At 37.7% G+C, this 13,375-nt stretch carries 13 protein-coding genes and 1 pseudogene; 11 read left to right on the top strand and 3 right to left on the bottom strand.

Annotated elements, in window-relative coordinates:
- Nucleotides 1-503 precede the first annotated feature (503 nt).
- Nucleotides 504-908, top strand: coding sequence for a hypothetical protein (locus tag AC58UU_RS37045; RefSeq protein ID WP_497322436.1), 405 nt, complete (start codon nucleotides 504-506; stop codon nucleotides 906-908).
- 76 nt (nucleotides 909-984) lie between these two features.
- Here the strand turns inward: AC58UU_RS37045 and AC58UU_RS37040 are convergent, their stop codons facing one another.
- Nucleotides 985-1,329: a hypothetical protein gene (locus tag AC58UU_RS37040; RefSeq protein ID WP_497322435.1), complete on the bottom strand. Its 345-nt coding sequence runs from the start codon at nucleotides 1,327-1,329 to the stop codon at nucleotides 985-987.
- A 408-nt stretch (nucleotides 1,330-1,737) separates the two neighbouring features.
- Nucleotides 1,738-2,403, bottom strand: coding sequence for a hypothetical protein (locus AC58UU_RS37035; protein WP_497322434.1), 666 nt, complete (start codon nucleotides 2,401-2,403; stop codon nucleotides 1,738-1,740).
- A 330-nt stretch (nucleotides 2,404-2,733) separates the two neighbouring features.
- On the opposite strand from AC58UU_RS37035, the gene AC58UU_RS37030 reads away from it, so the two are divergent.
- From AC58UU_RS37030 to AC58UU_RS37020, 3 genes are all read left to right on the top strand, one after another.
- On the top strand, nucleotides 2,734-3,036 hold the full coding sequence (locus AC58UU_RS37030) for an NUDIX hydrolase (RefSeq protein WP_497322433.1): 303 nt from the start codon (nucleotides 2,734-2,736) through the stop codon (nucleotides 3,034-3,036).
- Between the two features lie 291 nt (nucleotides 3,037-3,327).
- On the top strand, nucleotides 3,328-4,416 hold the full coding sequence (locus tag AC58UU_RS37025; protein ID WP_497322432.1) for a hypothetical protein: 1,089 nt from the start codon (nucleotides 3,328-3,330) through the stop codon (nucleotides 4,414-4,416).
- 529 nt (nucleotides 4,417-4,945) lie between these two features.
- On the top strand, nucleotides 4,946-5,608 hold the full coding sequence (locus AC58UU_RS37020) for a hypothetical protein (RefSeq protein WP_497322431.1): 663 nt from the start codon (nucleotides 4,946-4,948) through the stop codon (nucleotides 5,606-5,608).
- Nucleotides 5,609-5,762: 154 nt separating this feature from the next.
- Here AC58UU_RS37020 and AC58UU_RS37015 read toward each other — a convergent pair whose 3' ends face one another.
- Entirely contained in the window at nucleotides 5,763-5,921 is a 159-nt protein-coding gene (locus AC58UU_RS37015) for a hypothetical protein (RefSeq protein ID WP_497322430.1), read from the bottom strand.
- Between the two features lie 690 nt (nucleotides 5,922-6,611).
- Here AC58UU_RS37015 and AC58UU_RS37010 point away from each other — a divergent pair.
- From AC58UU_RS37010 to AC58UU_RS36980, 7 genes and pseudogenes are all read left to right on the top strand, one after another.
- Nucleotides 6,612-7,142: pseudogene (locus tag AC58UU_RS37010) on the top strand (O-acetyl-ADP-ribose deacetylase).
- Nucleotides 7,143-8,337: 1,195 nt separating this feature from the next.
- Complete coding sequence (locus AC58UU_RS37005) at nucleotides 8,338-8,697, top strand: hypothetical protein (protein WP_497322429.1); 360 nt, start codon at nucleotides 8,338-8,340, stop codon at nucleotides 8,695-8,697.
- Nucleotides 8,698-8,818: 121 nt separating this feature from the next.
- Nucleotides 8,819-9,046: a hypothetical protein gene (locus tag AC58UU_RS37000; RefSeq protein ID WP_497322428.1), complete on the top strand. Its 228-nt coding sequence runs from the start codon at nucleotides 8,819-8,821 to the stop codon at nucleotides 9,044-9,046.
- A 1,048-nt stretch (nucleotides 9,047-10,094) separates the two neighbouring features.
- Nucleotides 10,095-10,634, top strand: a complete 540-nt coding sequence (locus tag AC58UU_RS36995) for a hypothetical protein (RefSeq protein WP_497322426.1) — start codon at nucleotides 10,095-10,097, stop codon at nucleotides 10,632-10,634.
- A 49-nt stretch (nucleotides 10,635-10,683) separates the two neighbouring features.
- Nucleotides 10,684-11,079, top strand: coding sequence for a hypothetical protein (locus tag AC58UU_RS36990; protein WP_497322425.1), 396 nt, complete (start codon nucleotides 10,684-10,686; stop codon nucleotides 11,077-11,079).
- Between the two features lie 146 nt (nucleotides 11,080-11,225).
- Nucleotides 11,226-11,624, top strand: a complete 399-nt coding sequence (locus AC58UU_RS36985) for a hypothetical protein (RefSeq protein WP_497322424.1) — start codon at nucleotides 11,226-11,228, stop codon at nucleotides 11,622-11,624.
- Between the two features lie 1,202 nt (nucleotides 11,625-12,826).
- On the top strand, nucleotides 12,827-13,312 hold the full coding sequence (locus AC58UU_RS36980) for a helix-turn-helix domain-containing protein (protein WP_497322423.1): 486 nt from the start codon (nucleotides 12,827-12,829) through the stop codon (nucleotides 13,310-13,312).
- Nucleotides 13,313-13,375 lie beyond the last annotated feature (63 nt).

Here is a 13,375-nt window from a genome sequence, read left to right as displayed (position 1 = left end):
TAAGGGGTTAGGGGATACGGATCATTGCTATGGAAATGATTTTCATGATACGGTAATAATAATAAGTAGAACATGGGAATAGGTAGGAGTTAAGAGCTTGAGAAAGCAGGCGGGAAATTGCAAAGTGCGTTTGTGGAAGGTTACAAGACAGTAGAGAAGAACAACTTATCGATTCAACCGGTTTGTGCTCCTTTTCTCCAAAGTATGAGAAGTTATTAATAACCAAGATTAATGAGTATTGATTTGGAATGTGTTCGATTCAGAGTCTAAAGCATAAAGGGTGAGTGAAAACAAATGAGTAAAGAACTTGAAGATTTGACGATGCATTTCCAGTTGGAGTATTTGCCATACCAAGAAATCCAAATGAGCCACGGGTAAAAGTTCGTGCTTTAGCTGAATACTGTGATTCGAGGGGGATTATCCCAAAGGATTTAACAGAGGAAGAATGGGAACAGTTTCTTGTGCGATAATTACAGGCTTAACAGGAAAGAGGTGGGATAGCTATGATTCATATTATCGAGGCAACTGATAGGAAAAGAAAATGGGTATCCGGTATTTTTAAGAATATTTGGGATGCCGAAAGCTACATGGAGGAGATACCTTCTGATCTGAAACCATTCCAACAGTTGCTTAGCATTGATTTGGAATACCCCTTTTACATTGTTGAAACAAGAGGTTTCGAATATATGGGGCTTGATGGATTAATAAAAAAACTCGATAGTATAGAATGCTGTGAAAATGAGGAAGAGGTGTATTTCATTCTTTATGCGATCAAGGGGGATTATAGTGCTAAGAAAGCGGGGACTGACTACATGGGAACCATTAAGCACGATCATGTGACAACGGATTTCATGAAATGGTATAAGAAGAAGGGAATGGACTTTTTAAGGATAAGAGGGCTTTTTTAATCTGGAACATAGTGAAGACCCTTTGAGGCATTACAGAGTTGTGCGAATTCTATGAGGCTTTTCAGTGCAGGTCTGATTATTCCAAATACAATGAATAGATATCCAACACATTGTTTAAGCCGTCATGTAATTCTTTTGCTTTCGGACTACGCTGATCTACGTGAAGGTTGTTATTTTTTGGAGGCTCAGTATTTGATCTATAAGTTAGAAAGTAGTCACTTGGTAGGTTGAAGGTTTCCGTAATTTGTCTGATTTGATCGTGGTATAAGATTGGGTTAGGATTCTCAAGGTTTAGCAATTGATCAATCACGTGTCTTGGAACTCCGGTTAGCTTAGATAGAGAAAGTCTGGAGTAACCTCTAAGTCGAATAAATGTGATCAAACCCATAATATCTCGCTGTTCGAATAGGTTGATATCCATAAATAACACCTCTTTTGCTTGAATAATTCAAGTATACCATCAGTAATGGAACCTACAAAACAATTCAAATTTCAAATATGATGAAGTAGATCATGGCTAGTGAGCTTGAGGCGGTTGATGAATGGAATAAGGAACTTAGTTGTGATATGGAGATGATTGGCTAAATTTGTACCTGATCCTCTGGAATGGGTGCTTCTATAATAATATAGGTAAAATCTGGGTAATAAAGAGACTGGACTTCATACGATACTGTTGAATACAGGAAAAATAAATACAAGAATTTTCTCCATATTACTCGTGATAAGGATTAAGATAGTAGAACCGTGTAGTCTCAGGTATTATTACTGAATCACACGGTTCCTGCTAAGTAAGGAAGGTTTTGTCTCTCTTTTGGTTGACTATCTAATTTTACGCAGTTTTCCTGCTTTGACTCTCGAATCTGGGCATAACCGATGTCGCACGAACATAATATTGAGACGAGATGAAGGCATTAATGTGTGCTTCCGTAATCAAAAGAAGGCTTTTGATGTCATCATTCGTTAGAGGAACACGGAGAATCTCCTCTGGTCGGTTATACTTTGGTACAATAAGTCCTGTTTCTGATTCCTCGCCTGCACCTGTTTCAGCAGATAGGATCCATGGCATTTTCTCACCAGGAGTGATCTTCAATTGACGTGCAAGTGATTTGCCATCAGGACGGGCTTTACCGCGTTCTTTCAGCTTATCAGCTGGAATGCCTCCTTGATCGAGCCAAATATGTTTAGCGTAAGCTTTTTTGCCATGTCCCTCTTTATTTAATTTTTCTTGTTCACGCGAGGCTTGTGCCTTAACATTCTTCGCCAACCCACTCATTCTACCACTCATGAAGTCGTGCTTCAGAACTAAAAACTTGTCAATATCGATGTAGATGGGGATCTCGGACTGCATCCGACTACCTACTGGATTGGAGTCATCATACTCGACAAAGTTTATCAAAACCTTTCCAATTTCAAAAGCTGTGCTCAGCACTTCTAAAAATACTCCTTTCCCGTCAATTCGAATGATTTGTTGAAACTCTTTTGGTAAATTCATCATGTGTTTTTTCCTCCTGATATTTATGATTTGTGGTCGTACATTAATTAATGTAGTGCACGATTGTTACTAACAATATGATTATATGAAATCGTCAAGCATTTGGGGGGCAAAAACGGTTCGAGTATGTTCGAGCTTGCATAAGATTTGAATATTCATTTGTTAGTGTTTCCCTGCGAGGGGCATGGATGGCTAACGGAAAACGAGAGTGGAGGGAGCTTCGTTGAGACAGCTCCTTTTTTGATTTCATTGAAGTAACGGCAGTTTAATGCAATGAATCTCCTAAATGACAAGCGAAAATGGTACAATATTCCACGTTGGTACATAATGAGAATGGATGTGAACTGGGTGGAAAAAATACGACTTCGTGCGTGTTCATTGATTATTAAGGATGGAGCCATTTTACTTATCGAATACGAGAATGATAATGGTGACGGTGTCCATTACAATCTTCCCGCAGGTGGTGTTGAGCTAGGTGAAACCTTTGTCGAAGCTGTGAAAAGGAAGCAAAAGAAGAGGCGTGTGTTGACTTGGAAGTCGGTCCTGTTGCCTTTGTTTACGAATATCAACCAACTAAAAGCAATTATATTTATGGTGACACCCATTCTGTGGGGATTACATTTGAATGTGAATTAAAATTAGGGTCATATCCCAAACTTCCACAAAAGCCAGATACTAAACAAACAGATGTTAAATGGATACCGATTTCGGAGTTGCATTCGATTCAGCTATACCCAGAAATTAATCAAGACATTATTGATTATTACAGCGGTAATAAGTATCGCAATTATGTTGAAGAACAAGAGATACAACATAAAAAGTTGTTACGCTATCGGAGTACGATAGCCTCACGATCATAATCGCCGTAGATGACTATTTTTTGTTGGTTTTTAATCGCTCGGATGACCCTAGACGATCACTTTCTTCATGTCCGCAAGCAGAAAGGGATATGAAGATCCGAAATGGAAGGATTGCTCCACTAAAACAGGTTTGAATAATAAGACATATGATCTTCGGAACACATATGTGGTTTATCAATTAAGAAATGAAAGGCTTGATATAATGGATAGGGACACCGCTTACGCAATAGGTATTTTTTTAACATTTATTATTTCAGCGTATAATGCACTTTTTTCATTCCTTAATAACCGAAAGTCGAGATTTGTGGAAACAATTACATCTGAAAGAATTAAGTGGATGAGTTCTTTAAGGGACGAGTTTTCAGCTTATTTTTCAATTGTTGATCAAATTGACAGAAAAGTATTTAAAGATAAAGATGTTTTCGAATTAAACGATAAGTTAGTAGCTGGTAATGCAAAAATTAAATTGTTACTTAACCACAAAGGTACAAGGGACAAGGGTTTGTCTTTTCTTGTCGATCAAATTAAGAATAGTGCTAACAAAATGGCACAAGTTATTGATTCCATTAAATCTACACAGACCAATCAATATGTGGCAAATCTGATATTACCAGAAGCAAAAGAAATTGATGTAGCACGGCATGCTGATTATTTAGATCTGCTTGATTTGAGTAACTGCGATGCTCTTGTTTCTGAACTCATTCAAGATGAGTTAATGATTCTTATTAACAACGGTATTTTCATGAGTGAGATGAGTATTGTTAAGATCAACACGGATATACAAGTCGAACAGTATTATAGGGATGAAGATTTTTTTCAAGATAGAAATTATAAACAAGAAGAGAAGAGATTGAAGAACCTCTTATTTCATCATAAAGTGTTGATTCATATTTGTATTAGTATCATTACAAAGCTACTTCAGGGTTATTTAAAAGATGAGTGGGAAAGGGTGAAAGATGAATCCGAATTGGGGAATTTAAACTATACTGTTGAGAACAGAGTGTGGAAGAATTTTAGCGATATGAAACGGTTAAATGAGGTTAGAAATTGGATCATTTTGAAAGGGTGGCATGACAGACCGTTATTAAATAAAATAGCGATAATTTTGTCTATATGTGCCATCGTACTTGCTTTTCTTTCGCTGATATTAATTTGACATCAAATGTGCGATTTTTTCCATACATTCAAAACCAAAATAATAAAGAGTAGGCTAGCTTATGGTAACCGGTTCGGTTTTAAGGTGCAAAAGATTAAACTATAAAGTTTATAGATTGAAATTGGCAAAGATTTTTCATTACAATCGACTGAAACGACGACCAAGTTGGTCGCCGTTCCTCAGTGTTTTAGTTGAAGAAACCGCAAGAAAAGCGAAATCAATTAAGGTAAATCGGAAAAATCAAGCGAAGACATTTATTACGCTAACGCAGAACGATAGTTGATTTAAGGCAGTGGCAGTCTAGGACTTTTTGAGTCCGTGACTGCCGCTGTCTTTTTATTTCTGTTCTTGTCAAAGAAATAATACTCAAAACTTGTCCAGTTACCCCTCTGAAATTCGCATTACGTAAGGGTTCCCAGTTTTTCATCTAACACCTTAAATCTATTAATCCCTGATTTTTCGCATACAATATGAGGTTACAAGAAAATAGGATTGAGGATTCTCAGAGAAAATCAGGAGGAATAGAATCATGAGCAAAGGAAACAGCAGGAAGGCATTCCAAAAAGGGGAGGTAACATCAGCAGTTAAGGTTTTCGGGAGTAGCTTTCTATCAGCATTGGGCATTCAAATTGAGGGGAAGATTATCGAGCATATTCCAACTGAAATTGAATTAATACGGGAGAAAAAGCATGTAGCCGAGGAGCTTTTTCTCTTAGACGATGACAGCATATTACATCTTGAATTTCAGGCAGAATCCAACTTTGACAGTTTGGTTAAGTTTTTGGAATTCGATTTGTTACTCTACGAACAGCAATTGAAACAGTTTAGAACCATTGTTATTTTTGGTCCAGATGTGAGTGAAGCACTTTCGGTAGCGGATTTTGGAGCAGTAAGGTACGAAGTTCAAGTGCTAGAATTAGGTACAATAGACGGCGATGTGATTTTGGCAGAGCTAGTGGAAAAGGTTGAGCAGAAGATTGAGCTTAAAGATGAAGATTTGTGTAGGCTCATGATTTTGCCTTTCATGAGGACAAGCGGTGAACGTTCTAGGAGGGCAGAGGAAGCAGTGCAAATCCTCGATCACATAGGTGATGATAAGAAGAAAGGTGCTATGCGTTCACTTATGATCAAGCTGGCAAAGGGATTATTAACAGATTCTGAAATTGACGATGTAGTGGTAGTGTTGAGTTAAGATAGAGATTAATGTTGAGATTTAAGTTCAATCAGATCTCAGATATGTCTGCTCATTTTACATTACTGCCAACAACAACTGCATTACTGAAAGCACATTTAATAGAGCCTTTACATCAAAACACTACTCCACCCGTCAGGAGTGGTGTTTGTCTTTATTTAAAACAGATGAATTGATTTATTTGATGAACAAATACATATCCAGCAATTAATAATTCTTCTTTCATTTCATCGATATTAATAAATATATCCTCGGCTAAATCCTCTAATGAATCAAAGCGACCAACTTTCAACTCTCCATTAATAAATTTCACTCTTTCCTCTACTGAAGCTTGAAAAAACTGATGTCAGTACACAATTTGTATCCCCCTCGCGTTAATTTTACTTTTATCATATTAAAATAATTATTGGTCAACTACCGTATTTGGGGCTAAGGTTGTCTGAGTATCAAGTCTATTTCCAGTTTATTTCCTTTATTATTGAGTTAGGTCAATATTGAGTTAGGTCAATTGAGGGGTGGAAAGGAGTTCAGGGTCCCCTTATGATTGAGTTTACAGGGGAGGGCGAAAGCTAATTGAAGGAAACTAGAGAGATGTACCTAAAGAGACGCAAAAGGCAATATAAAATTTATGCTGATAGGCATAACCAGATTATTAATATTGAGATGTGGCGGGATTTGGTCGCACAATGGAAGTATGATTATGATATGGAGAAGATGTATCACAATAAATAACTATGATAATGGAATGCAGGGACTTGCTGGGATGGTTAGTATAAAATACCCAAGCAAGGCAAGGTGGTATTAAAAGAAGAGGCAAGATATGTGTGAAAAAGTGAAATTTAGTAGGAGATAGTCGTCAAAATGTGATATTAAGGGCTACTATATGGAGAAAAACATTAAACAAGGAATTTTGCGAAATCCAACCATAGCGTACGGAGAATCGTAAATGTACTCTAAATCGCTAAAAGTGAGGAGACCTATAATGAGAAGAAGCATTGCGAATATAGAGGTAGAGGCAATCGTTGGTGATATTACTAAGGTTGAGAGTGATGTCATCGTTAATGCCGCCAATACAAGTCTGCTGGGTGGCGGCGGGGTAGATGGAAGCATCCATTGAGCTGGGGGGAAAGCAATTTTAGAGGCTTGTATGAAGATACGGGATCGTCAAGGTGGATGCCAAGTCGGGGAGGCTGTCATTACACCAGCGGGATCGTTGAAGGCTAAATATGTCATACACACAGTCGGTCCGGTTTGGAATGGCGGAGATTCTGACGAAGAGTTCAAACTTCGGAACTGTTATAAAAATTCGTTGGTCCTTGCCAGCGAAAATGGGGTTGAAAGTATTGCATTTCCTGGGATCAGCACGGGGATATATCGGTTCCCTAAAGATATTGCGGCTTCTATTGCCTTTGATGAGGTGAAGAACTATATTGCCGCGATTGCAGGAAATACGTCTTTAAAAAGAATCATATTTGTATGCTTCGATAATGAAAGCTTTGAGATTTATCAGGGGAAAATGATGGATCAGGGCTGAGAGAGAATGAAGATTGAGTTGAAGAAAATGGAGGAAAGACAGGAATAGCAGGAAAGGCAGGAAAGGCAGGAAAAGCAGGTTTTCATGAGTTGTCGAGAGTTAGCGTCCTAGGTATTAGCTCTCTTTTACCCCCAAATTCGGATGAATGATGGAAAACGGTGTCAACTTATTGTGTTTTCTTTGATTTAGATTACTGGTAGTTATGAAAAAAGACCAGAAAAGATGGAGCGTCATGCACCGAATATTTATGGAAATTTAGCTGTTGAATGTCGATGTCATGACAATATATATACGATATAATGAAATGTTCTATACATAGTATTGAAGGTATCATGAAATTGTATATATAAAATATAGATGTTATATGTATAAGATATGGATGATGTATAGAAAAAATATAGATATGATATAGATGACGTGTAGAATATCTGATCAGAATTCTGTAATTTCATGGATGTATCAGCATCTTGCAGTTCCTATATAGTTTCTTAGGTAAAACAATTACAATTTGAAGGTTGAATTCCATAATTTTCTTTACGGTTGTTCGATTTGGTGCTATTATTTTTAAAAAAGAAGGCATCTTATTGTCATTAAAAGGATGAGATAAATATGATTAATCGACAGTTCACCTGTTTATCCATATATAAATTTAAAATTAAAGTCTGAGGGAAAATTTTCCTTTGGGCTTTTTTTATTTCGTTCTGTAGGCAACGGTAAGACAAGGGAGGATATAGTTGGCGAAACCGTCAGTAGTATCGGAATGATCCAAGTTACGGATGGGGTAGAGAAAGAACCAAAGTTATAAGGTTGTGGGAGTTGGGATGGAATTTTAAGTAATTATGAGGGAGATAGTCACGTTTTTTTGCAATTGTCAGGTACTTAGCTATGAATTTTCAAAAAAGTTGGTGACACTGCTATGAGAGGGGGTGATTTTGTATGCTTGCAAAATTCAGCGATAAGCGATTTGTACAAAAGATTGTCATTGAAGTAGTTGCAGACTCTATCATGCTAGTTTGTGGTCTAGTCGTCGGCTACTATATCAGAACATTACTCTTTTAAGCAAAAGAGAGAAGTGGATGAAAAACAGTTATTATCTCCGTCTTTTAAATATTATGGAGCTGTAGGGAGTGTGGGCAATGTGAGGCAATGTACACCATGTCGATGTGGTGGATACGCTGATTTTAGGATCGACACTGTGGAATTCAATATCGGTGAGCGGAAAATTAGAGTTTGTCATGTTCCGCATTTCCGGTGCTCAAGTTGTGAAATGGTCATTTTTGGGACAGTTGAAGTTGAAGGATTGGTTGAGTTGATCAGTTTTGCTTTTAAGAATTCGTTTGCAGAAATTGATTATACTAACAAAGCTGAGCATCTGATAAAGTTCAACATCGATTTGGAGGATGCTACAAAACGTGAAATTGAAGAAGCAGTATTTAAGCAGATGGCGAAAATTCAGGATGGCGAAGAATTTGCAGTTATTAAGGGGGAAAGGTGCTTTCATGGGATCAGGCTGGGCAATCAATTTTTCATTAATAGGCAGGTTTCTTTAATATAGGGAAAGTATAAGGAAAGTAGAGTTAGGTTGCGAGTTTAATGTATGAGTAAATATTAAGCCTACACAGCAATAATAATCATAATTGGATAAAAATGAGAAGATGAGGGTGGGACGCAAAATAGTGGCACGGATAAAGCGTGGAAAGCAGATTGAGATTTACAAAAGCACCCAGATCAATTTTGAAGACGACCCAACATTTAAACAAATCCGAGCGGCTAACCAGAAGGCTGTTCAAATCCTCGATGCAAGAGTACGTAATTATCGCCTAGTAAAGAAAGTTTTCTGGTACTTCTGGATCCGAGAAAAGGGAGAGGAGGGTCGTGAAGAGCGGCAACTTATACAGAAATAATCTAAATGAAAAAGGGGGGCGAATGAGGATCTGTGTATATTGGCAACTTACCGAAAAATCCGATTGATGTACCACAAATGTAAAGTATAAATAAGGGGTGAAAAGGAAAGTATGCGAACTCGAAAAAGCAGAAAGACGCAAGACTACCTGGAGACCAAAATTAATTTTGATAGTAACTCATCGTTAGGAAAGCTCCTCGAATCCAATGAGAGAATACTTAAGAGCCTCAAGGAAGAGGAACAGAACTATAGCTTTATTAAGAAAATATTCTATAGCTTATGGAAGAAAAGGAATCCATAAGAGAGATGGAGTAGTCTTGATCAAAACGGTAAAAGATAAGTAGTTAGCCGCATTTTAACGTAAAAAGTAAGGACATATGAGTTGATTTTAACAAAAGTTGGGGACATTGCTTTGAAAGAGGTGATTAGAATATTTGCTAGGATTAATTCAAAGCAATTTTTGCAAAATGTTATTACTGAATTGGTTGCAGACTCGATCACGTTGCTCAGTGGACTTATTATCGGATATTACATCAGAACTATATTATTCTAAAAGTAGTGGATAAGTAATAAGAAGTATGAGAAGAAAGAAAATTGAGTAGTGCCATTTGAAGGAATCGAGAGTGGATTATGTAATGAGACGAAAGATTCACTTTATGGAACCTACGACAAGGCATAATCAAATTATTAGTATCAAAATCTGGAGGAATTTGATTATGACATGAACAAGATGTATCAAGTAAATACCTGCTAAGCGATTGCAATTGTAGAGAGCAGGGATTTAAGAAAACCTCTGGAGAACTTAAGTTTAGGGGATATAATGTGCCAAATTGCGAGTTGTAGACAGTTAGCGAGGTAGGTATTCTACGATTCTGAGGGGCTATCTGTTTAAGTTGACGACAATAAATTAGTTAGAGTTAGAGGACTAATTGATAAGCCTATTGTTCTTGGTTGTGGGGATAGTGTGTGCTGAAGGTCTTGGGCGTGTTAGCACCAAACCATTGGATCAAGTAGTGTTAAATCGGTGTACTTGAAGAAAGGGGAATAGTATGGGACAGTATCTTCAGATGGGCATCTGTTATCAAATTAAATTGAATAAACAGGAAATGAGCAAACATGGTCTAGCTATCGATGACATGAAAGCGGAATTGAAGGAGAAGGTGGATTTATCGCTATATGATTGTGTCGATATGGATGAGCATTACAGTTTCCACCTTAAAGAATCGATTATCAAGCAGGAGTTGCATGGATTTTTACAATTCCTATTTTCCCTTTACCCTCAAGATGATGCCGAGGGATTTCAAATTGCTGTTAACAAGGTATCAGCCGCCGCGTCTTCGTTTCAAGAGCTGGTAGAGTTGGCGAAGGAGAAGAGTATACCAAATTTTCAGTACAATCAAATCGATGAAACAATTTCGGTGACACCCTGGAAACGGTTATGTTTTGATATACGCATGTTTGTTGTGTTCGTCGAAGGCAAAATAATTATGGAAAGCTATTCAGATTTCCTGCAATTTATTGAGTGTCTTGTTAGAGAAGTAGGAAAGGAGTGGTCTATTTCCGGTGCATTTCGAGCTTTTATTGATTGAGGTAAGGGCAGGAAATGCAGGATAGAGTGGGATAGGAAGGGGTAATCTTATGGATCAAGATGATATTCGCGACATAGCGAAGAGAGTAAAAGAACGCTATGAGAATCATTGTGAAGAAATATTATCAAAAGAGGAAATGGATAAAATCGATTACAAAGGAATTTATGAGCTTGCACAGCTCTTCGGAAGCGATCTGGAATTCTGCTTAAAATTGCAATGTTATTATTACGATAAAAGAGAGAGATCACTGACGCAAAAACTAGAGGAGATTAACTGCCGTATAAAAGATTTTGAGATCAAGTATGGAGGTGATTTTCAATCAGTTTTTGGTCATATTAGTGGTAGGGTGGAAGCGGATGGAATGAATATAGCTTTAGATTATTGTGACTGGCTTGATCTTGAGGAAGAAAAAATCTATCTTAACGAAAAATTAAGGGTTAATTAGTCATACCTCATGTATGAACTTGAGAATCGAAAGTATTGACTACTCGGATGGATAATCGATGAAAGTCTATAGTAGTGAAGAAGATATGTATTAAGAAGGGCATAGTTCGAGACTTCCGGAGAACGTTTAAATAAGGGGGAGATGGGATGGATCAGAATATTTTTATCAGGTTTGTCGATGAGATGCAAAGACATCTTTTTGAGGGGACTCCGGTCGATCAGATACTATGGTCTCATCATAACAGCCATAGAAGCAGTCGCTTTATATCGTTATACCTACTCAAAGACCGATGTACATTTGAAGAGCTTTTCGATAAGAAATCGGAATACCAACTTGAAGCGATTATTAATAAAGTGCTGACGACTCTGTTCCGGCATGAAAAGCATGTAGATTTGAAGAAACAATTCATTGGTTTACTCGGCGTATCCCTCGAAATGATTACGGCTGAAGCCTCACTCCAGGAAGTAAGAGAAATGGATAAGGATCTATCTAGTTTCGAATTGTGGAGGATGAAAAGAGTTGAGGTTGGAGGGGATGATCAATGAAGTAAATAATAAATGCCGAAGCATATGGTCGTCATGGGATCGAAGAGAGATTTGGGGTTGCTACATAGATACTAAATGAATTGTACATCTGCAAAGTGGAGGGTTCAGATGCGAAGGGTAACCTAGGCGGAAGCTACGGATAAATTTGAGTTGATACTCATATTTGATAACGAGGAGTACCTGATTTTAAATATCAGAGATTTTCTTGAAAACGTACTTGGTTTTCTTGCTGACGTTCGTGATGACACTCTGATGTTCCAGTCCGTAGAGATCGATTCGGGTTCAGGAAATATAAGGTGGCAAATGGGGTAGATATTGACCGGTGTACTGTATGAAGCCAGCAGGGAATTAAAGATTCTATAATTAAGTCGCTCAGTCACCCCTGCCCACTATTCGTTTAATCTCCAAATCCACAAACCACAATGTGGAAAAACCCCAAGAAACCTGTTAATAAGTTTAGACTCAAACCTGTTTTTATCGACAATAAAGATTCCATTACATATAGGCAAAGATTCATATAAACTTCATTTAGGCAAGCATTGTCTTTAATCCTTGGTCCTGATATTATACTACTCATGACGAATATATGTTCGTTTTTGAGGGGGCGAGAGAGTGCGAAATTCGAGAATTAAAGATAATATGCAAGTTAAGTTGCAAAAACCCATAAGGGCTACTACTCCACAGAAATGGAGCGGAAGCCCTTTATTGTTGTTTCCATTAATGTTCTGCAGGCAACTCAGTCATAAAAGGCGATGGGAGGAGGACATCATTTTGTGAGGCTCAAATATACAAATCATTTTTTAATACGATGTCGTCAACAGAATATCGATCCAGGAGAGATCAGCGAGCGATTGATGTGCCTGCCTAAATTCGAGGGATTTATATGCTGGAGACTTGAGGAGGGTTTAGAAGTTGTCTGTATGCATGCAGATGGACAATTAATACTCATCACAATTATTGGGATCGAGAAAAAGAAGAAAGCTTTGAGGAAAGTTAAAGACCGGAGTCGGAAGTTCGATGAATGAAGGCGGAACAAGGGATAAGGAAGTCCAATGCATAGGAGGGGATAGAGTGGAAAGGAAATATCCTGGCTGGGAATAGTTATAAATGCAGTTATTGATGTTCGAGGAAATGCCTATAATACAAGGTTAATAAGAAAGAAAATGGATTCTTGCAAGAAAATTTGAACAGGAGGAATTGGTATGAATCAGGATGGAGTGTTACAAGATGAAAATAAAAAGGAACTGTTGGAGGTGTCTGAGAATTTTGGGATGCTACTCAAATTTTTTCGATTGCTTAGGGGCTATAGCTTGAAGGAATTGGAAGAAATTAGCAACGTATCCGCCAGTTATATTTTTCGATTGGAAAATGGGGATCGTAAGGCTCCTTCACTTCCGAAGGTGTTTGCCCTGGCTGAAGCTTTGGAGATTCCATATTACAAATTGCTCGAAACCGCATTTAAGGAGGCTTTGTCTGCCCAGGACACTACGGCTTCATTGCAGGAAGTGCTTATTCAAAATGATTATTTTGTTAACCAGAGGGCAATTAGTAAGGATGTGAAGGAGATCTTGGTGCAAATATTCGAAACAATTGCAGAATGCGATTGGAATGAAAAATCAAAATGGCAAGTGATGTGTCAAGTTGGAGAATTAATTGAGCATTATAAAGAACTTACTCAAGTCAACTAAAGTAAAAACGGGGGAGGGGTGATGAAAGTGATCACCCCTTTCTCCAAATAGAGAGGTAGATCT

This window comes from Paenibacillus sp. JT22N1 (genome assembly GCF_059692155.1).
Note: the sequence above shows the minus strand (reverse complement) of the source record. Positions and strands in the feature narration are given on the sequence as shown.